This is a genomic window from Pseudolysobacter antarcticus, from assembly GCF_004168365.1.
GTDB classification, from domain to species: domain Bacteria; phylum Pseudomonadota; class Gammaproteobacteria; order Xanthomonadales; family Rhodanobacteraceae; genus Pseudolysobacter; species Pseudolysobacter antarcticus.
On the sequence record NZ_CP035704.1, the window covers coordinates 4,356,458 to 4,381,772 of the forward strand.

General features: G+C 59.8%; 24 protein-coding genes and 1 pseudogene. 9 read left to right on the top strand and 16 right to left on the bottom strand.

The features are described 5' to 3' along the window. Window positions 1-19: 19 nt before the first annotated feature. From hslU to lptM, 6 genes are all read right to left on the bottom strand, one after another. A complete protein-coding gene (hslU, locus tag ELE36_RS18720; RefSeq protein ID WP_207215957.1) occupies window positions 20-1,348 on the bottom strand; it encodes an ATP-dependent protease ATPase subunit HslU in 1,329 nt (442 codons plus the stop codon). Between the two features lie 81 nt (window positions 1,349-1,429). Further along, entirely contained in the window at window positions 1,430-1,963 is a 534-nt protein-coding gene (hslV, locus tag ELE36_RS18725) for an ATP-dependent protease subunit HslV (protein WP_129836011.1), read from the bottom strand. Window positions 1,964-2,101: 138 nt separating this feature from the next. Next, window positions 2,102-2,998 carry a tyrosine recombinase XerC gene (locus ELE36_RS18730; protein WP_129836013.1) on the bottom strand — a complete coding sequence of 299 codons (897 nt, stop codon included), beginning with the start codon at window positions 2,996-2,998 and terminating at the stop codon, window positions 2,102-2,104. Between the two features lies 1 nt (window position 2,999). Beyond that, the gene (locus ELE36_RS18735; RefSeq protein WP_129836015.1) at window positions 3,000-3,686 is read right to left on the bottom strand and encodes a DUF484 family protein; all 687 of its coding nucleotides are present in this window, start codon (window positions 3,684-3,686) and stop codon (window positions 3,000-3,002) included. Beyond that, window positions 3,683-4,513 (bottom strand): diaminopimelate epimerase, encoded by an 831-nt coding sequence (gene dapF / locus ELE36_RS18740; protein ID WP_129836017.1) that lies wholly within the window; start codon window positions 4,511-4,513, stop codon window positions 3,683-3,685. Before dapF ends, ELE36_RS18735 begins: the two co-directional genes overlap by 4 nt. Window positions 4,514-4,546: 33 nt before the next feature. Next, a complete protein-coding gene (gene lptM, locus ELE36_RS18745) occupies window positions 4,547-4,735 on the bottom strand; it encodes an LPS translocon maturation chaperone LptM (RefSeq protein WP_129836019.1) in 189 nt (62 codons plus the stop codon). 168 nt (window positions 4,736-4,903) lie between these two features. Between lptM and ELE36_RS18750 the strand changes: the two genes are divergently transcribed. The 4 genes from ELE36_RS18750 to ELE36_RS18765 all read left to right on the top strand — a co-directional run bounded on the left by ELE36_RS18750 (window position 4,904) and on the right by ELE36_RS18765 (window position 7,857). Further along, window positions 4,904-5,542 (top strand): CDP-alcohol phosphatidyltransferase family protein, encoded by a 639-nt coding sequence (locus ELE36_RS18750; RefSeq protein ID WP_207215820.1) that lies wholly within the window; start codon window positions 4,904-4,906, stop codon window positions 5,540-5,542. Further along, on the top strand, window positions 5,539-6,162 hold the full coding sequence (locus tag ELE36_RS18755) for a lysophospholipid acyltransferase family protein (RefSeq protein ID WP_129836023.1): 624 nt from the start codon (window positions 5,539-5,541) through the stop codon (window positions 6,160-6,162). Before ELE36_RS18750 ends, ELE36_RS18755 begins: the two co-directional genes overlap by 4 nt. Then, window positions 6,159-7,103 carry a phosphatidate cytidylyltransferase gene (locus ELE36_RS18760; protein ID WP_129836025.1) on the top strand — a complete coding sequence of 315 codons (945 nt, stop codon included), beginning with the start codon at window positions 6,159-6,161 and terminating at the stop codon, window positions 7,101-7,103. Before ELE36_RS18755 ends, ELE36_RS18760 begins: the two co-directional genes overlap by 4 nt. 82 nt (window positions 7,104-7,185) lie before the next feature. Beyond that, window positions 7,186-7,857 (top strand): hypothetical protein, encoded by a 672-nt coding sequence (locus ELE36_RS18765; protein WP_129836027.1) that lies wholly within the window; start codon window positions 7,186-7,188, stop codon window positions 7,855-7,857. Window positions 7,858-7,935: 78 nt separating this feature from the next. Here the strand turns inward: ELE36_RS18765 and ELE36_RS18770 are convergent, their stop codons facing one another. Both ELE36_RS18770 and ELE36_RS18775 read right to left on the bottom strand, forming a co-directional pair. Beyond that, a complete protein-coding gene (locus ELE36_RS18770) occupies window positions 7,936-10,110 on the bottom strand; it encodes a S9 family peptidase (RefSeq protein WP_129836029.1) in 2,175 nt (724 codons plus the stop codon). A gap of 170 nt (window positions 10,111-10,280) precedes the next feature. Next, window positions 10,281-10,760, bottom strand: a complete 480-nt coding sequence (locus ELE36_RS18775) for a GNAT family N-acetyltransferase (RefSeq protein WP_129836031.1) — start codon at window positions 10,758-10,760, stop codon at window positions 10,281-10,283. A gap of 179 nt (window positions 10,761-10,939) precedes the next feature. Here ELE36_RS18775 and ELE36_RS18780 point away from each other — a divergent pair, with 179 nt between their 5' ends. Next, on the top strand, window positions 10,940-12,427 hold the full coding sequence (locus ELE36_RS18780; protein ID WP_129836033.1) for a RimK family protein: 1,488 nt from the start codon (window positions 10,940-10,942) through the stop codon (window positions 12,425-12,427). 207 nt (window positions 12,428-12,634) lie between these two features. After that, a protein-coding gene (locus tag ELE36_RS18785) for an IS5 family transposase (protein WP_129832135.1) occupies window positions 12,635-13,424 on the top strand; the annotation gives its coding sequence in 2 pieces (ribosomal slippage) (window positions 12,635-12,897 and window positions 12,896-13,424; 792 coding nt in all). On the opposite strand, the gene ELE36_RS18790 is transcribed toward ELE36_RS18785, so the two are convergent. Beyond that, window positions 13,411-13,737 carry a hypothetical protein gene (locus ELE36_RS18790; RefSeq protein ID WP_129836035.1) on the bottom strand — a complete coding sequence of 109 codons (327 nt, stop codon included), beginning with the start codon at window positions 13,735-13,737 and terminating at the stop codon, window positions 13,411-13,413. The two genes, ELE36_RS18785 and ELE36_RS18790, sit on opposite strands and share 14 nt — an antisense overlap. Before the next feature lie 167 nt (window positions 13,738-13,904). Here ELE36_RS18790 and ELE36_RS18795 point away from each other — a divergent pair, with 167 nt between their 5' ends. Both ELE36_RS18795 and ELE36_RS18800 read left to right on the top strand, forming a co-directional pair. Further along, entirely contained in the window at window positions 13,905-15,674 is a 1,770-nt protein-coding gene (locus ELE36_RS18795; protein WP_129836037.1) for a monovalent cation:proton antiporter-2 (CPA2) family protein, read from the top strand. A gap of 227 nt (window positions 15,675-15,901) precedes the next feature. Continuing rightward, window positions 15,902-16,603, top strand: coding sequence for a hypothetical protein (locus tag ELE36_RS18800; protein ID WP_129836039.1), 702 nt, complete (start codon window positions 15,902-15,904; stop codon window positions 16,601-16,603). Window positions 16,604-16,675: 72 nt separating this feature from the next. On the opposite strand, the pseudogene ELE36_RS18805 reads toward ELE36_RS18800, so the two are convergent. Next, window positions 16,676-16,837: pseudogene (locus ELE36_RS18805) on the bottom strand (Txe/YoeB family addiction module toxin); the annotation flags it as partial. Here ELE36_RS18805 and ELE36_RS20435 point away from each other — a divergent pair. Next, on the top strand, window positions 16,781-16,951 hold the full coding sequence (locus tag ELE36_RS20435; RefSeq protein WP_165371398.1) for a hypothetical protein: 171 nt from the start codon (window positions 16,781-16,783) through the stop codon (window positions 16,949-16,951). The pseudogene ELE36_RS18805 and the gene ELE36_RS20435 sit on opposite strands and share 57 nt — an antisense overlap. A 16-nt stretch (window positions 16,952-16,967) precedes the next feature. Here ELE36_RS20435 and ELE36_RS18810 read toward each other — a convergent pair whose 3' ends face one another. From ELE36_RS18810 to ELE36_RS18835, 6 genes are all read right to left on the bottom strand, one after another. Then, on the bottom strand, window positions 16,968-17,816 hold the full coding sequence (locus tag ELE36_RS18810) for an alpha/beta hydrolase family protein (protein ID WP_129836041.1): 849 nt from the start codon (window positions 17,814-17,816) through the stop codon (window positions 16,968-16,970). Window positions 17,817-17,843: 27 nt separating this feature from the next. Further along, a complete protein-coding gene (locus tag ELE36_RS20440) occupies window positions 17,844-18,191 on the bottom strand; it encodes a sensor histidine kinase (RefSeq protein WP_165371693.1) in 348 nt (115 codons plus the stop codon). 121 nt (window positions 18,192-18,312) lie between these two features. Next, window positions 18,313-21,765 carry an ankyrin repeat domain-containing protein gene (locus ELE36_RS18820; protein ID WP_129836045.1) on the bottom strand — a complete coding sequence of 1,151 codons (3,453 nt, stop codon included), beginning with the start codon at window positions 21,763-21,765 and terminating at the stop codon, window positions 18,313-18,315. Window positions 21,766-21,919: 154 nt separating this feature from the next. Further along, the gene (locus tag ELE36_RS18825) at window positions 21,920-22,183 is read right to left on the bottom strand and encodes a YcgL domain-containing protein (protein WP_242512306.1); all 264 of its coding nucleotides are present in this window, start codon (window positions 22,181-22,183) and stop codon (window positions 21,920-21,922) included. Between the two features lie 95 nt (window positions 22,184-22,278). Beyond that, window positions 22,279-23,172 (bottom strand): 5'-nucleotidase, lipoprotein e(P4) family, encoded by an 894-nt coding sequence (locus ELE36_RS18830; protein ID WP_129836047.1) that lies wholly within the window; start codon window positions 23,170-23,172, stop codon window positions 22,279-22,281. A 65-nt stretch (window positions 23,173-23,237) separates the two neighbouring features. Continuing rightward, a complete protein-coding gene (locus ELE36_RS18835; RefSeq protein WP_129836049.1) occupies window positions 23,238-25,220 on the bottom strand; it encodes a UvrD-helicase domain-containing protein in 1,983 nt (660 codons plus the stop codon). Window positions 25,221-25,315: the final 95 nt, after the last annotated feature.

Below are 25,315 nucleotides of genomic sequence, written 5' to 3' on the forward strand. Positions count from 1 at the left end.
CCAGCACAAGATCGCCTAGCTACAAAATATATCGGCTCAGATCTTCGTTTTCGGCAAGGCTGGCGAGATGTTTATCGACATAGGCCGCGTCGATCGTATGCGTATCACCACTGCGATCCGGCGCCTCGAACGACAGCGTATCGAGCAGGCGTTCTAGCACCGTATGCAACCGCCGCGCGCCGATATTTTCGGTGCGCTCGTTGACCTGAAACGCGATCTCGGCGAGTCGGCGCACGCCGTCGTCACTGAAAGTGAGCGTGACGCCTTCGGTCGCGAGCAATGCGCTGTATTGTTTGGTCAGCGCATTGTGTGGCTCGCTGAGGATACGGCGGAAATCATCGACGGTCAGCGCGCTGAGTTCGACGCGGATCGGAAAACGTCCTTGCAATTCGGGAATCAAATCCGACGGCTTGGCGATATGAAACGCGCCCGAGGCGATGAACAAAATATGATCGGTCTTGATGATGCCGTGTTTGGTCGACACCGCCGAACCTTCGACCAGCGGCAGCAGATCGCGCTGCACGCCTTCGCGTGAAATGCCTGCGCCGCCCCATTCCGAACGCTGGCAAACCTTGTCGATTTCGTCGATGAAAACAATGCCGTTCTGCTCGCACGCATGCATCGCCTGCTGCTTGATTTCTTCCTCGTCGATGAGCTTGCCGGCTTCTTCCTCGACCAGCACGCTGCGCGCGAGTTTTACCGGCATGCGCCGCTGCTGGGTCTTGCCGCTGCCCATCGACTGGAACATGCCGCGCAGTTGCGAGGCCATTTCTTCCATGCCCGGCGGCGTCTGGATATCGACGCCGACATTCATCTGCACTTCGAATTCCAGTTCGCGATCATCGAGTTCGCCGGCGCGCAATTGCCGGCGCAGTTTCTGCCGCGTTTCGTTATCGCGTGTGTCGGTCGGCATCGGTTCGTTGGCGAACCCGGGTGCGTTACGGCGCGGCAATAGCAGATCGAGAATGCGTTCTTCCGCGGCTTCCTCGGCCTGGCTGCGGATACGTGACTTGGCGCGTTCACGCGTCATTTTCAACGCCGCATCGGCGAGATCGCGAATGATCGATTCGACATCCTTGCCGACGTAACCGACCTCGGTGAACTTGGTCGCTTCGACCTTGATGAACGGCGCGTTGGCGAGTGCCGCGAGGCGCCGTGCGATCTCGGTTTTGCCGACGCCGGTCGGGCCGATCATGAGGATATTTTTCGGCGTGACTTCGTCGCGCAGTGCGGGTTCGAGTTGCATGCGCCGCCAGCGATTTCGCAGCGCGATCGCGACCGCGCGTTTGGCCGGATTCTGGCCGATGATGAAGCGATCCAGTTCCTGGACGATTTCGCGAGGAGTCATTTCAGACATTTTCTGTTCCATGATTTTCATCGACAAGACGCATCTGCCGCGCCGCGTTTGCGACGCCGCTCGATGCGCCAATCAAAGCTCTTCGATGGTGATGTTGTGATTGGTGTAGATGCAGATATCGGCGGCGATGCCGAGCGCCTTTTCGACGATGCCGCGCGCATCGAGATCGCTGTTTTCGAGCAGCGCTTTCGCTGCGGCCTGCGCATACGGGCCGCCCGAACCAATCGCGATCACGCCGTTCTCGGGCTCGAGTACATCGCCGTTGCCCGAGATGATCAGCGAACTGCTGTGATCAGCCACCGCGAGCAGCGCCTCAAGCCGGCCAAGGCGGCGATCGGTACGCCAATCCTTCGCCAGTTCAACCGCTGCGCGCACGAGTTGACCGCCGTGTTTTTCGAGCTTGGTTTCGAACAATTCGAACAAGGTGAACGCATCCGCCGTGGCGCCGGCGAAACCGGCGAGAATGTCGCCCTTGCCGAGCCGTCGCACCTTGCGCGCGTTCGCTTTCATCACGGTATGGCCGAGCGTGACCTGACCATCGCCGCCGATCACGACCTTGCCGTTCTTGCGTACCGAAACAATCGTGGTGCCGTGAAACTGTTGCATGGTCTGGCCTTTATTCCTGGTCGTTAGCGGTGCTTTATCGCCGTGTTTTTTGAGCACGATGCAGCAGTTTCAGATGTTATGGGCGACTACGCCGAAAACAAGTCGCGGCGTCATGTGCAAGATTTTTTTCCGTCACACTCAATCCTTGGATTTACGTTTTGCGCGCGGATGCGCAGCGTCGTAAACCCTCGCGAGATATTGATAATCGAGGTGCGTATAAATCTGCGTCGTACTGATGTCCGCGTGGCCGAGCATCTCCTGCACCGAACGCAGATCGCCCGACGATTCGAGCAGATGACTAGCGAACGAATGGCGCAGCAAATGCGGATACACACGCTTCTGGATACCTTGCGCCTTCGCCCATTGCTTGAGGCGCGTGCGCACCGCACTTTGCGAAATCGGCGCGCCGTTGCGACCCGGAAAAATGCGTTCATCGTTGCCGCCGGCATTCTGCTCGCGCAGGTTCGCGAGCGCGGCGAGCGCCTTGCGCCCGACTGGCACGATGCGCGTTTTCGAGCCCTTGCCGGTGACGCGCAACATGCCTTCGGCCGCATCGAGCGCACCCCATTCGAGCGAGATCAATTCGGCGATGCGCAGGCCGCTGGAATAGAACAATTCGAGCATCGCGCGATCCTGCACCGATTCCGCACCGTCGGTCGGAATCTCAACCAGCGCTGCGGCTTCATCGACATCCAGCACCTGCGGCAATTTGCGGATCAGTTTCGGCGCGCGCACGCCATCGGCCGGATTGCGTGTGACCTCGCCTTCGCGCGCGAGGTAGCGAAAAAACGCGCGGCACGCAGCGAGCAGATGATGCAGGCTGCCGGCTTCACGGCCTTCGCGATGTTTGCGTGCGATGAGCTGGCGGATGTGCTCGTCAGTAACCTGCGCCCAGCCCTGCAGGCCCGACAATTCGATGAAACCCAGCAGCGTGGCGAGCTCGCGCCGGTAGTTGACGATCGTGCCCTCGACATTGCCGCGCGCGCGCAGATATTCGAGAAACGGCTCGATGCGCGTGGCGAGCGGCGCGCTCATCTCATGCGCTGATCGGAAACCGCGCCAGCGCCGTATCTACCGCCGCCGCCATGAGTTTCAGGAACACCGTGCCCATGCCCGGATGAAACCGATTGGCATCATGGCTGCCGACCGCGAGCATGCCGCTGCTGCCGATCGGCAACAGCGCGGTCGAACGCACTTCTTCGGCGCGCGCAGCGAACAATGCATCGAGTTTTTCCTGCTGCAATCTGCCGCACAACGGCTCGCCGCTGCGCAAGAATTCGGCGAACACCGGCAGCGCCGCCGCACCGCGCGGCTCGACCTGCAACCAGTCGGTCGCGGGCAAGTCGCCATCGGCACGGAACAACACCAGCCGCACGAGCTCGGTGTGGAAATCCTCGGTCAAGGCCGCGGCAACACGATGCACCGTCTCCGCCAACGTGCGCTCGCGCATCAGGCCGAGCGTGAACGCATGCACGCGCGCGGTGAGCAATTCGTTCTCGGCGGCGACCTCGGACAGATCGCGCAAACGCCGTTGCAATTCGCGATTCTTGTCGCGCAATACTTCGAGCTGGTAACTCACCAGCGACGTGGTTTCGCCCTGCTCGCGCGGCACCAGCAAACTCAGCGTGATATCGGGATATTCGCTGAGAAATTCTGGATGACGGCGCAGATAACTCGCCACTTCCATCGCGTTCGGGCCTTCCTTGATCGGGATCTCGTTCATGCCAACCACTCTCCTTCGAATACGAATTCAGCTGCGCCGCTCATATGGATCGATCGACCCGGCCCGGGCCATTCGAGCTGCAGATCGCCGCCGGGCAAACTCACACGCACCTTTTCATCGACCAATTTCTGGCGACGTAAAACCGCTACTGCCGCGCACGCGCCGCTGCCACAGGCCAGCGTTTCGCCAACGCCGCGCTCCCATACACGCAGGTGCACATGATCGCGTGCAACAATTTCCACAAAGCCCACATTGCAGCGTTGTGGAAAATGTGCGGAATGTTCAAGTGCGGCGCCGAGCGCGGCAACCGGCGCCGCAGCGATATCCTCAACTTGAATGACCGCATGCGGATTGCCCATCGATACCGCACCGAAACTCAGCCGCTGTCCGGCGATTTCCAGCGTGTAGCTGTCAGCCTCGGCATCAATCAGCAGCGGAATATGTGCAGGCGAAAATTCCGGCAGACCCATGTCCACGCGCACGGTTTTGTAGTCGCGCATTTCTACCTCGATCACGCCCGACGGACTTTGCAATCGAACCGTACCCGATGGCAAAACCCCGGCGCGCTGCAACCACAGCGCAACGCAGCGCGCGCCGTTACCGCATTGGCCGGCGTGCGATCCATCCTGGTTGTAGATGTCGTAGCGCCACACACAATCGGCGCGATCCGCGCGCTCGATCGTGAGCAGCTGATCAAACCCCACACCGCGATGGCGATCAGCCAGACGGCGAATCTCAGCGGTACTCAAGCCCAACGGAGCAGCACGACAATCGATTACGACAAAGTCGTTGCCGATGCCATGCATCTTGCTGAAATGCAGAGTCACGTATGCTGCCTCGCGCTAAGCGAAAATCGCTACTCAGCGATGACTCTTGTCGGTCGCCGCGGGATCGGGTTTGGCCGGTGGATTGGTCGCCGGATTGCTCGGTGCGGGCGCGGTGGTCGTGGCCGCTGGTTTCGGTTTGACCAGCGCGCCCTTGTTGCCGCAAGCACCCAGCGCCAGGCCCGCAATTACCGTCATCACCGCAAACATCAATCGCTTGGACATGGCCACACTACCTTCGGAAAGTTTCGCCAAGTATAGCCTTGTCGCGCGTCGCCAGATCATCGCGCCGACATCCTGCCGCAGGCTCGCGCCCCGCAGTATTTCCACGTTAAGCTGCATGCCCGGATCGCAGTCGCACGACGCATCCTCACTTGGCAGGGAATTCATGCGGTGGACAGACGCCCGATAGCTTCGCGCGATACCCGTTGGGCACATACGTCGGCGCGCTGGCTGCAAGCGCAGGGCGCGAGTCCGAACGGCATTTCGATCGCGAGTATTTTCTGTTCGTTGCTCGCCGCGATGTGCCTGTTCTGCGGCATGCACGCAGCGATCTGGCAGGGCCGTATGCTGCTGCTGATTGCCGCACTGTTGATTGTCGCGCGACTGATCTGCAACCTGCTCGATGGCCTAGTCGCGGTCGAGGGCGGCATGCAATCGCCCGGCGGCGCGGTCTACAACGATCTGCCGGATCGCATCTCCGATGCCGTCACCTTGCTCGGTGTCGGCTACAGCATCAGTGCGTGGTCGTGGGCGGTCGATCTCGGCTGGGCCGCGGCGTTGTTCGCGGTGATGACAGCTTACGTGCGGGTGCTCGGCGGCGCGTGCGGATTGCCGCAGCGATTTTCCGGGCCGTTCGCCAAACAGCAACGCATGCTCGTGATCATTGTTGCGGCGGTTCTTTGCGCCGACCTGCCGGTGCCGTGGCAGCAATGGACGATGCTGGCCGCGTTGCTACTGGTCACATTCGGCAGCGCGCTCACCGTGGTTTTGCGTACGCGCGCCATCCTGCGGGATCTGGCCGCACAATGAGTCTCACGCAACGTTTCGCCACCACGCTGATTGTCGGCGCCACGCGTCTGCTGACCGGCGTGCAGGCACGCTGGCGCGCTGAGCCGCAAGCCGGTGCGCGCATCTATTTTGCCAATCATTCGAGCCATCTCGATGGCGCGGTGATCTGGGCCAGCCTGCCGCCGTTGCTGCGTCCGCGCACACGCGCCGTGGCCGCGCTCGACTACTGGGAGAAATCCGCGCTGCGGCGTTATCTGGCCAAACGCGTATTCAACGTACTGATGATCGATCGCAATCCGCAGCAATCGCGCGAGCAGCGTAATGCGCCGCTGCAGCCGCTGCTGGATGCGCTGGATACGGGCGATGCATTGATTCTTTTTCCCGAAGGCACGCGCGGCGAAGGTGAGAGCATCGCGCCGTTCAAGTCCGGGCTGTATCACCTCGCGCGGCAACGGCCGGATGTGGCACTCGTGCCGGTGTATCTGGAAAACCTCAATCGCATTTTGCCGAAGGGCAGCCTGATGATCGTACCGCTGTTGTGCTCGGCGATTTTCGGTGCGCCGATGTGCATCGCTTCCGAGGAATCGCGCGACGATTTCCTGCTGCGCGCCCGCCAGGCGCTGGAAGAGCTCGCGCCATGAATCTGCATGATCCGCAGTTGTTGATCTTGCTCGGCGCAATTTTCGGCTTGCTGATTATCGCGAGCCTGATCGGTTATGTGCTGTCGTTGCGCAGCATGAGCCTGCCGCAACAGGCCACGGTCGCGAATCTCAACGCGCGCATCCGGGCGTGGTGGCTGATGTGCATCGTGTTCATGGCCGCGCTGTCGACCGGGCTGATCGACGCGGTGATCCTGTTCGGCCTGATCTCGCTGCTCGCGCTACGCGAATTCGTCACGCTCACACCCACACGACGCGCTGATCACGAACCGTTGCTGTGGAGTTTTTTCGTGATCCTGCCGCTGCAATATGTACTGGTGAACATGCGCTGGTACGGCATGTTCGCGATCATGATTCCGGTCTACGGTTTTCTGTTTTTGCCGGCCCGCGCTGCGATTGCCGGCGACACGCGCGACTTTCTCGAACGCACCGCAAAAACGCAATGGGGCATCATGGTGTGCGTGTATTGCGTGAGCTACGCGCCGGCGCTACTGATGCTGGATATCGACGGTTATGCCGGCCAGAACGCCAAGCTGTTGCTGTTTCTTGTGGTCGTCGTGCAACTCTCGGACGTACTGCAATACGTGTTCGGCAAGCTGTTCGGCAAACACAAGATCGTGCCGAAACTGAGTCCAAACAAAACCGTCGAAGGCTTTGTCGGCGGCGTGCTCGGCGCGAGCGCGATCGGCATGGCAATGTGCTGGATGACGCCGTTTTCGGTCTGGGCCGCAGGTGCGATCGCCCTGCTCATCGCGCTGGCCGGATTCGCCGGCGGTCTGTGCATGTCGGCGATCAAACGCGACAGCGGCATCAAGGATTTCGGCGCGTTGATCGAAGGCCATGGCGGCGTGTTGGATCGCATCGATTCGTTGTGTTTCGCCGCACCGATTTTTTTCCACGTCGTGCATTATTACTACATGTAGCTGACGATCCGCGCCGCCGCGCTGCGTATCACGCGGCAGCACGTTATGATCGTCGCGTTATCTACACTGCGGTCAATAAGCCATGTCCACGATCAATCTTGTGCTGTACGGTTTTGCGTTGCTGGTGCTGCTATTTGCAATCGGCCATGTACGGGCCGGGCGACGCCATTTTCGGCAGCGACATCACGCCCGCGGTATGCATCGACTACTGTGGGCGGTGATATTTTTCCTGATCGCGATCGGCAGCGCCGGACTCGGCACCGCGCTGATCGGTTATCACCGGTTGATCGAAGAAACGCCGGTAGCGAAAATCGACGTGCGGCAACTCGATGCGCAACATTTCGCGCTCGTACTGGAATTGCCCGACGGCCGCAGCGAGCAGGCCGATCTGCGTGGTGACGAATGGCAGATCGATGCGCGTGTGATCAAGTGGCAACCGCGCGCGGTGATGCTCGGCGCGCAGCCGCTGTATCGACTCGAACGCATCAGCGGTCGTTATCGCGACATCGCCCAAACCACCAGCACGACACCGACCGCGCAAGCGTTATCCGCCGACAATATCGTCGACCTGTGGCAACTGAAAAAACGTTTCCCGCAATGGCTGCCGTGGATCGATGCCGAGTACGGCAGCGCGGCGTATTTGCCGCTGCTGGACGGCACGAGTTATCAAGTCAGCTTGAGTCCGCTCGGTGGATTGATCGCGCGCCCGGCGGATGCAGCTAGCGCGGAAAAATTGCATGCGGCGGGGTGGTAAGGGTCGGCACCAAGCAAACAAAACGAACCGTCATTGACCAGCTTGGCTGGTCAATGACAAGCAAAAAGCAGCGCGCCGCTACTGCGCAACCTGCAACTGATCCAGCACAAACGCATATTCCTGCGCGGTCTCGCGATAGCGCTCGAAGCGGCCGGATTTTCCGCCGTGGCCGGCTTCCATATTGACCTTGAACAGCAGCGGATTCTGATCGGTCTTCATCGCGCGCAACTTCGCCACCCATTTGCTCGGCTCGTAATATTGCACTTGCGAATCCCATAAGCCGGTCGTCACCAGCAGTGGCGGATATGCTTGGCGCGCAACATTGTCGTACGGCGAATACGACAGCATGTAATCGTAAAACGTGGTCTGCTTGGGATTGCCCCACTCATCGAATTCGTTGGTGGTGAGAGGGATACTTTCGTCGAGCATGGTCGTGACCACATCGACGAACGGCACGTGCGCGACGATGCCGCGATAATCCTGTGGTGCCATGTTGGCGATCGCGCCCATCAATAATCCACCGGCGCTGCCGCCAACCGCGAATACCTTGTCTTTCGCGGCATAACCTTGCGCGACCAGATATTCGCTGACGTCGATGAAATCGGTGAAGGTGTTTTTCTTGTGCAGCAGCTTGCCGTCTTCGTACCACTGCCGGCCGAGCTCTTCACCACCGCGAACATGCGCGATCGCGACGATAAAACCGCGATCCAGCAAACTCAGTTGCGCCGCGCTGAAACGCGGATCGCTGGAAATGCCATACGAACCATAACCGTGCTGATACAACGGCGCGGTTCCGTCCTTCTTGAAACCCCGGCGATACACCAGTGACACCGGCACTTTTATACCATCACGCGCCGGCGCCCAGACTCTTTCGGTCACGTAATTGTTGGCGTCGAAATCGCCGAGCACGACATCGCGCTTGAGCTGCGTGCGTTGACCGCTTTGCATGTCGATGTCGTAGACCGTGTTCGGTGTGGTCAGCGAGGTGTAGTCGTAACGCAGCAAATCGCTATCCTGCTCGCGATTGTTGCCGAGCGTGGCGCTGTACGCGGCCTCGTCGGATTTGACGAACGACTCCTTGCCGTCTTTCCACGGCTTGATCAGGATGCGCTGCAAACCGTCGCTGCGCTCGCCGATCGCGAGGTAATTCTTGAACAACGCGAAGTTCTCGATCAGCACTTTGTCCGAACCCGGCACGATTTCGCGCCAGCGTTGCTTGCTGCCGACGTCGGCATCATTGAGTTGCATCAATCGGAAATTTTTCGCGTTCCAGTTGCTGCGCACGATCCAGTGATTGCCGATGTGATCGGCGCCGTATTCGTGATCGTGCTCGCGCGGCAGCAGCACGCGAAACTTACCGCTGGGCTGTATCGCCGGCAGGAAACGCACTTCCGCCGACAACGTGCTGTGCTCGTCGATCATCACGAATTTTTCGTCGCCACTACGGCCCACGCCCATGTAATAACTCGGGTCGCGTTCTTCGTAGACCACCTTGTCGCTGCTACTGCTGCTGCCGAGCACGTGTTTTTTCACGCGCACGGTAAGCAAGGTGATCGGATCGTTTTCGACGTAGAACACGGTCTTGTTGTCGTCGGCCCAGGCCATCGATGCCGGCGTGTTTTTTATTTCATCGGGCAGGATCTTGCCGCTATCGAGATCCTTGAAATGCACCGTGTACTGGCGCCGCCCGGTGGTGTCGTCGGCGTAGGCGAGCAGATGTTCGTTCGGGCTGATCTGCCAACTCGCGATCTGGAAAAAGTCATGGCCTTTCGCGAGTTCGCTACCGTCCAGCACGATTTGTTCGGGCGCAGCGAGGTTGTCTTTCTTGCGCGCGTACAGCGGATATTGGCTGCCTTCGAGATACCGCGTGTAATAGAAAAAATGCCGATGCCGCGCCGGCACGCTGCTGTCATCCTGCTTGATGCGCCCGACGATCTCGCCGTACAGCTTGTCTTCGAGCGGCTTGGAATGCGCGCTCATCAATGCGTAATAATCGTTCTCGGCTTTCAGATACGCGAGCATGTCGGGATTGCTGCGCGTGTCGTCACGCAGCCAATAATAATTGTCGATGCGCATGCCGTTGGGCGATTTGATTTCGTAGGGTTTCAGCGCCGCGATCGGCGGCTTCGGCAGCGGCGCGACAACGGGTGCGACGGGTTTGTCGCGCGCCGAATTGCCGGCGCAAGCGGCAAGCAAACCGATCGCGATGAAAGTAAAAATCGGCAGCGGACGCAGCGTAATCGAATGCGACATGAAACTCTCTCCGAAGGAAAAACCGAGCATAGGCGTGTTGACGGCACGGAAACTGGAATCAGCCACGCTGCAAAACCACCACGATACACGATGAGTTATCTCAATCAGCGGGAAACTTCAGTCATGATCGCACGGCGACGAACACAATCGCGCTCATCGGCTTGAGCAAGCTAGTCCTTCAAGCTGAGCGCTTTTTCATATCGCCACGCGTCGGCGCCGTCTTCGTAATAACCGCTGCGTGCGCCGAAACGTTGATAACCCAGACGCTCGTACAAACGTTGTGCGCCGGGATTGTCCTGGCGCACTTCGAGGCGCAGTCGCTTGCAGCCACGCGCAATCGCGGCGTGCTCGCAGGCCAGCAACAATTTTTCGCCGAGGCCTTGGCCGCGCGCCTCATGCGCCACGGCGATCGAATACAACCGCGCGATATCCTGGCCGCGGCGGAAAAACAGCAGCGCCTTGCCGCACAAAACCGCGCCGGCCATCGCCACGACAACCTCGGCGGAGTGGCTGCGCAGATGGTGCGCATACTGGCGGCGCGAGAGGTGATCGCCAGTGAAAGCGCGACGCTCGAGCGCGACCATCGCATCGAGATCTTCGGCGCGGCCACGGCGTAGCAAAATTCGTGATTCGGTTCGGTCTTGGTTCATCTGGCAACGCGCAGTCTGCTTCTTTTTCGGTTTGCCGGGCGTGTTTTTCTCGCCGGCATTCTGCTTGATGTCATGGCTTTGCGGCTATGTCAAACTTGCCGCCACCCGCCTCCATCACAGCCACGCCAGCGCATGAACGAGCCTCCGCCCGCCACCTTTTCACCGGTCTCCGCTAGCGCATGAGTCGGCTTGTCATTGTCGTCGAAAAAGCGTCGGACTGGGGTTCGTATTACCCGTCGGACAATGTCGTCACAGCGCAGGATTATCTGAAGGAGCCGGTCGGCGCCGAGGACGACGAGCGCACGCAGGTGATTAATCTGTGTCGCAGCTACAAATATCTCGGGATCGGTTATTACGTCTCGTTGCTGGCCGAGGCGCGCGGACACAAGGTGATTCCGTCGGTGCGCACGATCAATGATCTGCGTCGGCGCTCGATCTATGGCATCGACATTGATGACCTCAATCAGAAGCTGCAAAAATATCTGCCTGAGGGCGAGCGCGACACCACCGATTTCAGCGTTCTCGTGTATTTCGGCGAGACCAGCTACACGCCGCTGAGCGACCTGATGCGGCAGGTGTTTGAAACTTTTCCGTGCCCGATTCTGCGCATTGAATTCGAACGCCAGAAACTCTGGCAGATCAGCGCGATCAAGCCGGCCAGCTTGAATACACTGACCGATCCGCAGGAAGACGGCTTCGCGCAGGCGCTGGACAAGTTCTCGAAAAAACTCTGGCGCAAACCGCGTACACGCAAGAAATTCCGCTACGACATCGCGATGCTGCACGATCCCGCCGATCCGATGCCGCCGTCGAACAAACGTGCGCTGAAACAGTTCATCGAGGCCGGCAAGGAACTCGGCATCGAAGTCGATGCGATCACCAAGAACGATTACGCGCGACTCGCCGAATACGACGGCTTGTTCATTCGCGAAACCACGGCGCTCGACAACCACACCTATCGCTTCGCCAACAAGGCCGAGAAAGAAGGCATGGTGGTGATCGACGATCCAACGTCTATCCTGCGCTGCACGAATAAAATTTATCTGCACGACCTGCTGAAGTCGCGCAAGCTCGCCACGCCGCGCACCGAAGTTTTATATCGCGACGACGCCAAGCGTCTGGCCGAATTGCCGGAGCTGATCGGTTTTCCGATCGTGCTGAAAATTCCCGATGGCTCGTTCTCGCGCGGTATCCACAAGGTCGAAACGCCGGAGCAACTCAAAACTGCGGCAGACGATTTGTTCCAGCACACTGCGCTCGTGCTCGCGCAGGAATTCATGTTTACCGAATTCGACTGGCGAGTTGGCGTACTCAACAACCAGGCGTTGTACGCGTGCCAGTACTACATGTCGCGCGGCCACTGGCAAATCTACAACCACGGCGCGAATGCCGCGCAGCGTTCGGGCGGATTCAAGACGCTCCCCGTGCGCGATGCGCCGAACGATGTGATCAAACTCGCACTGAAAGCCACCGCGCCGATCGGCGACGGTTTGTATGGCGTCGATATCAAACAAGTCGGCGAGCGCATCGTCGTGATCGAAGTCAACGACAATCCATCGATCGATGCCGGCATCGAGGATGCGTATCTCGGTGCCGATTTGTATCGCCGCATCATGGAAGAATTCATGCGCCGCCTCGAACGCAAACGCCTCGGCATTACCGACTAGTATTTGCTATTTCGATCGCGCTTCAACCCAGCCCGTTTAGTCACGTGCGATCTTCAATGCCGCACATTGATGCTGAGCAGCGCCGCCAGCGCCGCATGCAGGGAACGTTGTGGTGCACGCGCCGGATTTGTGTTTCGTATCCGACGCAGCGGCTTAGAGCCTGTTCAAAGTCTCAATCTATGAGACCGGCGTGCTGATACTGGCGGAATGAGATCAACCTATCCGAGTGACATCAGTCGCGCCCAGTTTGAGCAAATTCATCCTTTGCTGGAAAGCGCACGCAAGAAGACCAGCCCGCGTCGGGTGGATCTGTACGAGGTATTTTGCGCGGTCCGCTACCTCCTCAAAAGCGGCTGCCAGTGGCGCATGCTGCCCACGGAGTTTCCGAAATGGCGAACGGTGCATTCGTACTTTTCGATCTGGAGCGAGCCTGACGAGAACGGCATCAGCCTGCTGGAGCGGGCGTTAAAAAAATCAGGTGGGCGCGGTGCGTATCAAGCAGGGGCGCAACGCCATGACGAGCTTCTTGATCGTTGATGCACAAAGCGTAAAGAACACCGACACGGCGACGCATAAGGGCTACGATGCCGGCAAGAAGGTCTCGGGGATCAAGCGGCATATTGCCGTGGATACGCAGGGACTGCCTCACGCTATTGCGGTGACTACAGCGGAAGTCACCGATCGCAAGGGCGCCTTGCAGGCGATAGATCGATGTCAGGCAAACCTACATCGGGTACAAAGTGTCCTAGCGGATGGCGGCTACGTCGGCCAGCCCTTTGCCGAAGCGGTCCAAGGCGCCATCGGTGCCACCGTGCAGATCGCCCAACGCAATGAATTGCATACCTTCGCCGTTATCCCGAAGCGGTGGGTGGTCGAGCGCTCCTTCGCCTGGTTGGAGAAATGCCGACGACTCTGGAAGAACTGCGAGCGCAAGCTCAATACCAGCCTCCAGTTCATTCACCTTGCCTTCCTCACGCTACTGCTCAAAAGACTTTGAACAGGTTCTTAGCCTGATTTCGCCGTGAAACCGCCTGACGACGCTGACGCAGACCGACGAGGAGTCGCTGCGAAAGCGCCGCCAGCCGATGCGGGTGCAAGGCAAGCAGATTGATCAAGGGAGCGCCGATCAGCCAGAACGGCAGCCAGCCGATCCACGCATCGTAGCCACGCAACGCCGGTACGAAGATCACCGCGATCGTACCGAGCGCAAGCCACGCGTAAATCAGCCGATGCATGGCGACGATATCGATACGAATGGTTTGGTTGTGGCGACGCTGGCGTGAATCTGGCGAAGGATTTTTGCGGGGCATCACATTCTCCTGATCGAGTTTGCGAATTCTGCGTAGCGCCGATCTCAAATACTGCGACACGCGATATTTCGAGCGCATCGCGCTGTAATCAATCAGTCGCCGCGCATCGACCGCGATGTTTTCCGGCGCAACGCCTCTATAATCAAGATCGACCGGAGACAGATCTGATGGAATCCACATCCACATTACAAATCGCGGTGATTTACCTGGTCGCCGTGGTCATCGCCGTACCGCTGGCGAAACGCGCCGGCGTTGGTGCCGTGCTCGGCTATCTCGGGGCGGGGCTGCTGCTCGGGCCGCAAGGTTTGCACCTGTTCACGCAGACCGAGCAGTCATCGCATCTCGCCGAATTCGGCGTGGTGATGCTGCTATTCGTGATCGGCCTGGAGCTCTCGCCACAACGCTTGTGGGTGATGCGGCGCACCGTGTTCGGCTCGGGCAGTTTGCAGGTCGTGCTGTCGGCGCTGTTGATCGGCGCCGCGGCGATGCTGTTCGGCCTCGACTGGAAACTTTCGCTGGTGCTGGGCTTGGGTTTGGCCTTGTCATCGACCGCGATCGATCTGCAGATTCTGTCGGAGCGCAAGGAAGTTTCATCGCCGCACGGCCGGCTCGGTTTTGCGATTCTTCTATTTCAGGACGTCGCCGCGATTCCGATTCTCGCGCTGGTGCCGCTGCTCGGAGACAACCAGCCAAACGCCGCACCCGATCCGTTCGCCGCGTTGCGTGTAATCGGTCTGATCGCAGTGGTGGTGATCGGCGGGCGCTTGTTGTTGCGTCCGTTCTTCCGCGCGGTGGCGCGCGCGAAAAGTCTGGAGACATTTACCGCCAGCGCACTGTTGGTGGTGATCGGCATTTCTTGGGTGATGCAGCTGGCCGGCATCTCGATGTCGCTTGGCGCGTTTCTCGCCGGCATGCTGCTGGCCGATTCGGAATTCCGTCACGAGCTCGAAGCGCAGATCGATCCGTTCAAGGGCCTGCTACTCGGTCTGTTTTTCGTCAGCGTCGGGATGTCAGTCGATCTGAGTCTAATCCTGCGCGAGCCGTGGCTGATCGGCGGATTGCTCCTAGCACTGTTTGCGATCAAGGCGATTGTGCTGTTTCTGGTCGGGCGCCATTCGGGCAAGCTCGACAAGGACCATTCGCTGCAACTTGCCGCACTACTCGCGCAGGGCGGCGAATTCGGTTTTGTCGTTTTCAGCCTCGCCGAAGGCGATGGCTTGCTCAGTGCCGAACTGCACAATCTGCTTGTTGTCGTGATCACGCTTTCGATGGCGGCGACACCGCTGGTGGTGATGGGTCTCAGCAATCTGCTGAGCAAGCGCCCGGCTGCGCCGGAACAACCGTTCGATGAAATCGACAATGAAAATCCGCGCGTTATCATCGCGGGTTTTGGCCGTGTCGGCCAGATCGTGGCGCGTATTCTGCGCGCGCAGCACATCTCGTTTACCGCGCTCGAACACAGCGCCGAGCAGGTCGAATTCTCGCGCCGTTTCGGCAGCACGATTTATTTCGGTGATCCGAGCCGGCCGGAATTACTGCGCGCCGCGCGTGCCGACAAGGCCGAGGTTTTTGTACTCACCACCGACGACGCCGAAACCAGCATCCGCACGGCCCGGCTGGTAAAACGCATCTATCCGCATCTGAAAATTTACGTGCGCGCGCGCAATCGCCAGCACGTTTTCAAGCTCATGGACCTGAGCATGGACGGCATCGTGCGCGAGACGTTTCATTCCAGCCTGGTACTGACGCAACAGGTATTGGTCGGCTTGGGACTCACGCCGGAAATCGCCGCCGAGCGCGTCGAGACGTTCCGCAAGCACGACGAGGAATTGTTGAAAACGCAATATCTGGTATTCGACGACGAGGCCGCACTGATGCAAAACGCCAAGGATGCGCTGGTCGATCTGGAAAGGTTGTTCGAGGCGGACAAGAGCTAGCGACACATCTTGTCACAGCATTTGCATTGCGACACCCAGTACGTCGCGCAAGGATGATTCCTATTCGGCCAAATACAGTGATGTTCTGTGGAAGCTTTTGCGAGCCATATGGAAACCAAGTCTTGGGCACTAAGGCTGGATCACGCTAAAGTAAATCCCAACTCGTTTTGGCAGCCACTGTTTGGCTCAAGAGTCATGCACTTCACACAAACTTTGTCTCAAGACCTATGAACAGAATCCGCCGCATCCAATCTCTGATAATTCTGACAGTCATACTTCTCGTTGGTTGCTCGCCTGGCATTCCTGCCAACTTTGATTTCGAAAAAACGGAATCCGAGGTCAATCATCTAAGCAGCTCCTTATTTGAAGCTATGTCAAACGGCACCGAGGCAACGGCATACGAAACACTTCTTGACGAGAAAGCAAAGAAAAATATCTCGCTGGAAGCGTTTGTAGCCATGTCCAAGGCGATAATTTCAAAGCTTGGGGCATTTAAGTCGTTGGAAGCCGGCTCCCGAAGTGATTACGATCCGCGTGATGGAGGCTTGTTGGCAAGAGTCGCGTACGTCAGGCATTTTGAAAACGGGAATGGTGACATTACGATTGGAGCTCTCTTGCTCAAAGGCTCTTGGCGAATATTGAGTTTCAACGTGAACTCCCCTTTGCTTTCTGCAAACCCTTCCGGCTATCGCAAAAATGTCGAACTCTACGTTACGAATTCAGACTTGGTCATGCCTGGCGCGCACATCAGGGTAATGGCTCACGATCGAAGTGACAAAATTCTAGTTGACGATGCGCAGGTGCTTAACGTTCGTTGGAAAGTTTCTCTAACGAATGCGCAGGAAGGATTTGTCACCGTGTCCCTTTCGGAGAGCGAGGCGGCAGCGATCAAGAATGCTGGTGAACTTTCCGTCAAATCTAGGAAGTGACGGGCAAAGAGGGAGCTAGTCAATCCAAACTCGACAGGTATTTGCGCCCTGCGTTTTCACTACCGCGCTGTCTCAATAATGGTATCGAAGCTGCGCTATCAGCAATGCAACGCCTTCGACCTTGTAAACCACGCGATGTTCGTCTGTGATTCTGCGCGACCAGAATCCCGCGAGCGCGTGTTTCAGTGGCTCAGGATTGCCGATGCCCGCGAAGCGCTGAATAGCGCTAATCAGCTGCTCAAGCATTTGCACGGTGCTGATGCGGCGAAAGAATTGCAAGCAACATGCAGTGTCGGCGCAGTCAGCACTGCGCTGAAAGCCGCGATGGGCAGCATCAAAGTCGACTGATTTTCATCTGCATCACCTATTTGGTCTGCAGATTTACGCCAGCCAGAGTTGGCGGTGTGGCGCAATGTCCACCGCGCAGGCTGTCGAGAAAAGCGATAGTCAAAGTTGCCGTTGCGGCTTCGACCTTGGCGGATTTGCCCAGACCACCAAAATCGAGATGGGTAGCATCATCGATCACTGCCAGCCAGCGGCAGCCTGGTCCGAGTCCGGCGAAGGCTTGCTCACGCCAATGGTAATCGCCGTCCAGGCCCTGATCGCGTGTGCCGGTGATCAGCAACATCGGCGCGCGGATTGATTGCCACGCGCCAGGCGGAAAAACCACGCCAGGACCCTGTGGCGAAAGCGCGACATATGCGTCGAAACGCGCGGCGGTTTTCAGTCCGAGCTTGTTCTGCGCGCCGGCATCGAGCATCACCGTCATCGCGCCCATCGAATGACCCAGCAGCACTTTGTACGGCGCATGGCAACGCTGCTCGGACCATTTGATCGCCGCATCGATATCGCCGAATCGCGCGCGATACGCGTCGGCGTTGGTCACGAGTTTGACCAATCCTTGCTTGAAACCGAGCGCCTGGATATTCGCGCGCAACGGCCCGATGCCACTTTCGTTGTGGCCCATGATGAGCACGCGCCAACCCTCCTTGCTCAACGCAGTACCGAGATACGGCATCGCCTTTTCGCTGCCGCCTGCGCCGTGCGAGATCAGCGCCAGCGGCGCGCAGACCGAGCTTGTGACCGGCTCGTAAATCGTGAGCGGCGTACTCGCACCATCAGCGCGCGGCACCGAGATGACTTGCTGCGCATGCGCGCAAAGTGTCATTGCGGCAAGCAGAATAAATGTCGAAACGAGATAACGCACAAACATGTCGTCGACTCCTGATGTAAAATTCTCTCAGCTGCGCGGCAAGGAAATCTCCGCGATGAATCCGCCGCCATCGGCATTGCGCAGCGTCAATGTGCCGCCGTGCAACTGCACGCAACGCGCCACGATGCTCAGACCCAGACCGCCGCCTGCACCAGCACGAGCAACGTCGCCGCGAACAAAGGGTTGACCGAGTCTGCTCAGCAACTCCGGTGCAACGCCCGCACCGTGATCGCTGATGCGCACATGAATGTTTTCTGCATCACGCCAGAGCATCGCGCGGAATGGCGCCGCGCCATATCGATCAGCGTTGTCCATGAGGTTGCCGATGGCACGACGGAACAAGGTCGGTCGCTGTTTCGGCACATTTGTGAGCATGCGCGAACATGAGCCGATTTTGATCGCATTCGACGTATGAAAAAGACTGGCGACGGATATGCTCAGCGCACCGAGCTTGCGCAGCGCACTGCGGATTGCGTTTGGCCGTCCGTGATGCGACTCAGCTGTCGTGACGCTGGCGCAAAATCTGCGCCGCGCTCGGCGGCGCGTCGGGATTGATGTCAAGCTCGGCGACGAGGTCGACATAACCCATGCGCTGCGCCAGCATGGCCGGCGTGCGGCCGAGAATATCGCGCACACTGGTGCTGGCGCGTGCCGCAAGCAGCGCGCGCGCCGGCAGCAATAATCCATGCATCGCGCAGGCATGCAGCGCACTGACGCCACGCGTATCCTGCAGATCAATCGCGGCGCGATTGCCGAGCAAAATCGGCAACAAGATGAGCAGATGTTTCTGATCGGGGCGCGGCCCGGGGGCGACGGCGGCGCCGAGCAACAACAGCAGTGCGTTCTGACCTTCGGCATTGCACAGCGCGATGTCCGCGCCGTGCGCGATCAGCAAATCCAGCGCGCGCTGGCAACGTTCGATGTCGTTGTTGTGAAACGCGAATTGCGCCGCCGCGTGCAGCGCGGTGCGGCCTTTGTCATCTTGCGCATTGATCGTGGCAGCGTGCGCCAGCAGACGTTCGATGATTTCCGGAAATGCCTGCGCCGCGGCCAGCATCAAGGGCGTGCCCCCGCCCGGCAACGGCTGATCGGCGGCGACGCCATGCGTGAGCAACAGCTCGACCACGGCGACACGGCGCGCATTCACCGCCGCCGCGAGCGCGGTCACACCACTCGGTGCGGCCTGATTCGCATCAGCGCCGATAGCGAGCAGATGTTCGACCAGATCGGCGTGCCCCGAACCTGCGGCGCGCAGCAGCGCCGATGCACCTTTGGCATCACAAGAGTTCACACCAAAACCCAATGCGAGCAGACGTTTCACCGCATCGATATCGCCAACGATTGCCGCCGCGGAAAGATCGCAGGCGAGCAGTGCGCGTTGCGGCAATGGCCAGCGCGACCAGCGCAGCCAATAGCTGAGCTCGGCTTCGGCACGAGCGAGTGCGAGGCCGAGCGGCGTTTCATTGTTGGCGGCGATCGCTTCGGGATCGGCACCGGCACGCAACAACATCTGCAGCAATGGCAGTGCGAGCAGCATTGGCTTGTGCAGGGCCGCATGCAGCGCTGACCGACCATGGATATCGCGCGCATTCGGATCGGCGCCGCGCGCCAGTAATTCGCGGGTCAAGCGCTGCATGCCGTGATCCACAGCGCTGGCCAAAACACTGCGACCTTGCGCATCGGGCATGCAGAAATCGACGCCGCGCTCGATGAGTTGCAGCGCAAAATCTTCCATCATTGCGATCTGCACTTGCGCGGAAAAATCGGTTGCCGTGGTATGGGATTGTTCGGATCCAATCGTACTCAAAAGCTGCGCCAGTACACCCGCCCTCGACAGGCTCGCACCGGCGTCGAGCACGTCGTAAACCGCCGCGAGACTGGCCGGCAAACGCGCCAGCAAAACCTGCGACAGCGATTCGCCGGATTCGGTAATCGCATTCGCATCCATGCCGAGATTCAGCAACCAGCGTCGCGCCGTGGCGTGTTCGGGCGCATCGAGTTCGAGATACAGCGCGGCGAGTTGCGGCGCTGGCCAATGTCGCGCACGTTCACTGAAAAGCTCAACCACCGGCCAGTGGCCGAAGCGCAAGGCATCGAGCAAATGCGCCGCCGAATCCGCGTCGGTCAAACTGCCGCTGCTCGCCGCTTCGATCATGTTGCGCGGCAGCGAATGTTCGGGATCGAGCAACGCGACGAGATCCCAGCGTCCGTTCGCGAGCGCAAAATCCAACGCACGTTTTCCATCCGGCGTTTGCAGTTGCGTATCGGCGCCAAGCGCCAGCAGTTGCCGGATCGTGCGCTCGCCGGCCTGGCGCGACTGGCACGCGATCATCAGCGCGCTGCGTCCGCTGGCATCGAGCAGATTCGCATCCGGTTTGCGCGGCGCCAGCAACTCGATCACCGCCTCGGCGCCAGCGCGCGCGGCTTCCATCAATGCGCTCACACCGTGCGAATCGACCAGTGGCACCGAAGCACCCGCATCGAGCAAAACGCGCGTGATCCTGGCGTGGCCGTTGAGCGCGGCGTTCATCAGCGCGGTGCGTCCGAGCGGACCGATCGCGTCGACCTTGGCGCGACGCTTGAGCAATAATTTGATGCCTTCGATGTCGTCTTCGGCGATGCCGGCGGCGACCGCGAGCACCGGCTGCGCTTTCTCCACATCGATACGCGCGCCGTGTTCGAGCAGAAACCGCAGCAAACCCCAATTCGCCATCGCGCACGCCGTGGCCAACGGCGTGTAGCCCGCACGATTCAACGCATCGATTTCTGCGCCGGCATCCAGCAGCAGTGCCGCGACCACCGGTTCGGCACTTAGCGCTGCGTGATGCAGCGGCGTGTTTTCTTCGCTGTCGGCAACACGCGGATTGGCGCCGTTGGTCAGCAGCATGACGACCGCTTCGGGCCTGCCCTGATGGCTATCGCGCGTTGCAGCGAGCAGTGGCGTGAGGCCGTTGTGCATGTGGTTGACATCAGCGCCGGCGGCGATCAGCGCGCGCAGCAAACGCAAGTCGCTGCAGGCCACGGCGAGGATCAGCAACGAACGTTGATCACGCTCGCCGGGCGCCGGTAACATGTTCGCATCGGCGCCGCGTTCAAGCGCGCCAAGCGCCAGATCGACCTGACCGGAACGCACCGCGCACAGCAACGTGGCATTCAACTCGGCCGGGCTGATCACCTGCGCCAGCACTTCGTCTCGCGCGGTGTGCGCATCCGACGTTGCGCGTGCACGCGCGGCGCGGCGATAACGTCGTTCGATCTGCGCCTGATTGAACAGCGCGCGCACGCTGCGATTGGCTATCACGCAGCACAATAACGGCGCGAGCACGGCGTAAATCAGCAGCGCCAGCAGGCGCGATTCGATATTCGGCATGCCGCACAATCCGGCCAGACTCAGCGCGCCGCAACACAGCAGCAGCAAACACAACGCGACCGGCAGACCATGACTGAAAAACATGTCCTGCTCGGCAGTGAGATGCGCCGCGAAACGCAGGCTGCGCCGAATCGCGGTGAGAATCCACGATTCGTTCGCCTGATTCGGGTACGCATCATCCCAGACATACACCAGCCCGAACGCAGGCCACAGCCGCCACAGACTCAGCAGCGCGAGTACCAGCGCCGTCGACAATGCGAGCGTCGCGGGCAGCGTGGTATCGTGCAGAATCCAGCGCATCGGATACGCCACGAGTGCCACCAGCCACGCGGTGTAGGCGACCAACAAAACGAAATTCGCGAGCCCGCGACGCAGCAAGGTACGCGCAAAACTCGCTTCGAGACCGAAACCGATCACCTGGCACACCGCGGCCAAGGTCAAGGCGTCCGCCGCCAGCAGCAGCGCCAGCACGGCCGGCTGGGTGATGAACGCACTGGCGCCAAACGCGAGCGCGGCAGGAATGAAATAACGCAGGGCGGCGAGCCGCGCGAAAATCCCGGTGGACGATGAGTTCGGCATCTAACCTGTCGTTATGCGCTGATTGTGGCTCGGACGCAGGCTAGCAGAGCGGGCGCGGAAAAGCGTTAGGTCTTTGTGCTGCCGACCCAGCGCCATCGTTGGTTGGGGTATGCCGCAGCTGTTGACGACGTTTGCATCCGCCCGCATCGCAGGATCAGGATTGCGGCGCGTTCAGCGCTTCGACGACCGGCGGCAATTGCAGGTGAAAGCCCTGCGTCTGCAAATTCGCCATGACCGCGTTGACGTCTTCGCGCGCCAGTTTGCGCTCGGGCGAAAGATCGAGCTCGATGACAAAGGTCAGCGTACCAAGCTTTTCAGCCAGCGCGACCGGCACCAGACCGAACGCATCGGCATCACGCAAATACACATAAGCACCTTCCGTGCGCTGGCTTTTATAGACATAACACTGCATCGACATGCGTTACCCCGAGATTTTCAAATGTCGGTGGGATTATGCCGACCGCGATGCAAATCGGACAGGGGTAAAGCGCGGCTTTCGATGCTGCAGTGCGATCAGTTTTCGTGCAGCGCCGCGCGTTTGGCCGCGCGCGGATCCGCTTGCAACGCGGCCGTGGCGGGATGCGAAGTCACCGCGGTTTGCCACACGCCGTAAGTGGGATTCGGCAATACGAACCATCGCTCACCAAACCAATCCTTATAGCTATCGGCCAGCGTGCGTCGCGTTGCCACGGTGGTTTGCGAACCATCGACGAAGTCGCCGAGCTGATCGCCGAACATCATGAGGATGCGGTGTTTCTGCGCAACGAGTTTGCGGCGGCAGCCTTTCTCGCCGGATTTTTCATCGCAGCCGGGCGTGAGCGATTCGGCCGCGAAAACGGTGGTCTCGGTTTCCGCCAGTGGAAATCCCTGCTCCTTGAGATTTTGTTGCGTGACCGCGGCCAGCGTCTGCGCGCGATTGCTGATGTAGATCATGGTCACGCCATGCGCTGCGGCAAATTTGGCGAACTCGAGCGCGCCGGGCAACGCGTGCGCCGCATGTTGCTCACACCACACGCGCCAGGCGATCTCATTGAAGCCTGCGTTGTCGCGAATCAGGCGTGCCTGAAACGGCGAATTATCGAGCACGGTTTCATCGATATCGACAATCACCGCAGGCGACAAACCTTTGCTGTCACCCGTGCGCTCGCCTTTCGGCAACGCTTCCCACGCGGGATCGGCCAATGCCTTGAGCAGCTTTTCTTCGGCGAGATGATAAACCTCGCGATACACCAAATCGTGTTCGATCGCGGTCTGTGTCCACAACGTGGCGTCGAGGCTGTCGTTCGCCGCGAGATTTGATATCGACGTACTTTGCGTCGTGGCAAGCGTCGAGGATTTCGGCATGAGCGAACAACCGCCGAGCGCGGCCAGCACAAGCACGGCTATTACATTTCTAGACATCGTCATGGCGCGTATTTCCTGCAGCGATTTGGAACAGTGTAACGCGCCTGTCACACGCTGCCGAGGCGTCGCTATTTCGCGAGCAACGCCGCGAGCTTGGCCAGATGCGACGAGGCCAGCTCGCGCGCATGCTGCTGATCCTGCTCGACATCGCGGCCCGACCAGTGCAGATCATCACGCGGCATTTCGCTGAGGAATCGGCTCGGATCATTCGTCAGTATTTCGCCGAAGCGACGCTTGCGTGCGGCAAAACTCAAGGTCAGATGCTCCTTCGCGCGCGTGATGCCGACGTACATCAGGCGGCGCTCTTCGTCGAGCCGGCCTTCCTCGATGCTGCCTTCGTGCGGCAGCGTGCCTTCTTCGACACCGATCAGATAAACGAAACGAAACTCCAGACCTTTCGCCGAATGCAAGGTCATCAAGCGCGCGGCATTGCCCGGATCGGCGCGATCCGCATGCGTGAGTAACGCGAGTTGCGCGGCCAGATCGCCGGCGCTGCTGCCCTCGCGTTGCATCGCGCGAAACCAGCCCGCGAGTTCATTGAGATTTTCCAGGCGGCGTGCGCGTGCGGCCTGATCCTTGACCTGCTCGGCGAGATATTCGGCGTAGCGCGTGCGGCGGATCAGCGCGTCCACCAAGTCCGCGGCGCTCAAGCGCCGTGCGGTTTGCGTGAGTTCGTGAATGAGCTCGCCGAACCCGACCAGCGCCGCCGCCGGACGTGGCGCGAGCTGTTTCAAAATCGCGTCACTTGCCGCCGCGCGCAGCAGACTCAGGCCACGCGATTGCGCGAGCTCGCCGAGTTTTTCGAGAGTAGTCGCGCCGATATCGCGACGCGGCATGTTGACGATGCGCAGGAACGCGGCATCGTCTTCCGGGTTTACCATCAGCCGCAAATACGCGAGCAGATCCTTGACTTCGGCGCGCTCGAGAAACGCCGTCCCGCCGGTCAAATGGTACGGCACACGCGCGAGACGCAGCGCTTTTTCAAGCGGCCGCGACTGGAAATTGCCGCGATACAGAATCGCGAACTCATGCCAGCGCGCCTTGTGTTTTTCGGCGAGGTGCGCGATCTCGCCAGCGACTCTTTCGGCCTCGTGTTCGTCGTCGCGGCATTCGAGCACGCGGATCGGCGCGCCCTCGCCGAGATCGCTCCAGAGCTTTTTCAAGTGCGCGTGCGGATTGTTGGCGATCACCGCGTTCGCCGCGCGCAGGATGCGCCGTGTGCAGCGATAATTCTGTTCGAGCTTGATGACTTTTAGCTGCGGATAATCGCGCGCAAGTTCATCGAGATTACCGGGATTCGCACCGCGCCAAGCGTAGATCGATTGATCGTCATCGCCCACCGCGGTGAATGCGCCGCGCGGCCCGGCGAGTAGTTTGAGCAAGCGATATTGCGCAGTATTGGTATCCTGATATTCGTCGACCAGCAGATAGCGCAGACGCTCGCGCCAAGCCGCGCAGATTTTTTCATCACTATCGAGCAAGGCCAGCGGCAGACGGATCAGATCGTCGAAATCCACCGCGTTGAACGCCGCCAGACGCTTCTGGTATTTCGCATACAACTCGGCGGCTTCGGATTCGCGCGCGCCGAGCGCAGCGGCGGCGGCCTGCTCCGGCGTGAGGCCTTCGTTCTTGGCGCGCGACACCAGATTGGCAATGGCGTAAAGCTGATCGTTCTTGATGCCTTTCGGCAGCAGATCCTTGTAGATCGCCTGGGTATCGTCGGCGTCGAAAATCGAGAAGCCGCGCTTGAGTCCGACGGCGGCGTGTTCGATCTGCAGGAATTTCAAACCTAGCGCATGAAACGTGCACACCAGCAATTCATCGGCGGCATTGCCCTTGAGCAACTTGCCGGCGCGCTCGCGCATTTCGCGCGCAGCCTTGTTGGTGAACGTGATCGCGGCGATCTTGGCCGGCGCGAGATGACATTTTTCGATCAGGTGCGCGATTTTTTCGGTAATCACGCGCGTCTTGCCCGAGCCGGCGCCGGCCAGCACCAGCAGCGGGCCATCGGTATACAGCGCGGCGGCGCGTTGGGCGGGATTGAGGCTCATCGGAACACGTGGCGAAATCGGACGCGCATTCTAGCAGCGTGCGCGTCGCGTTCCGTGCGACGGTGTGCATCCATGCTGATTTGCAATCTCGCGAT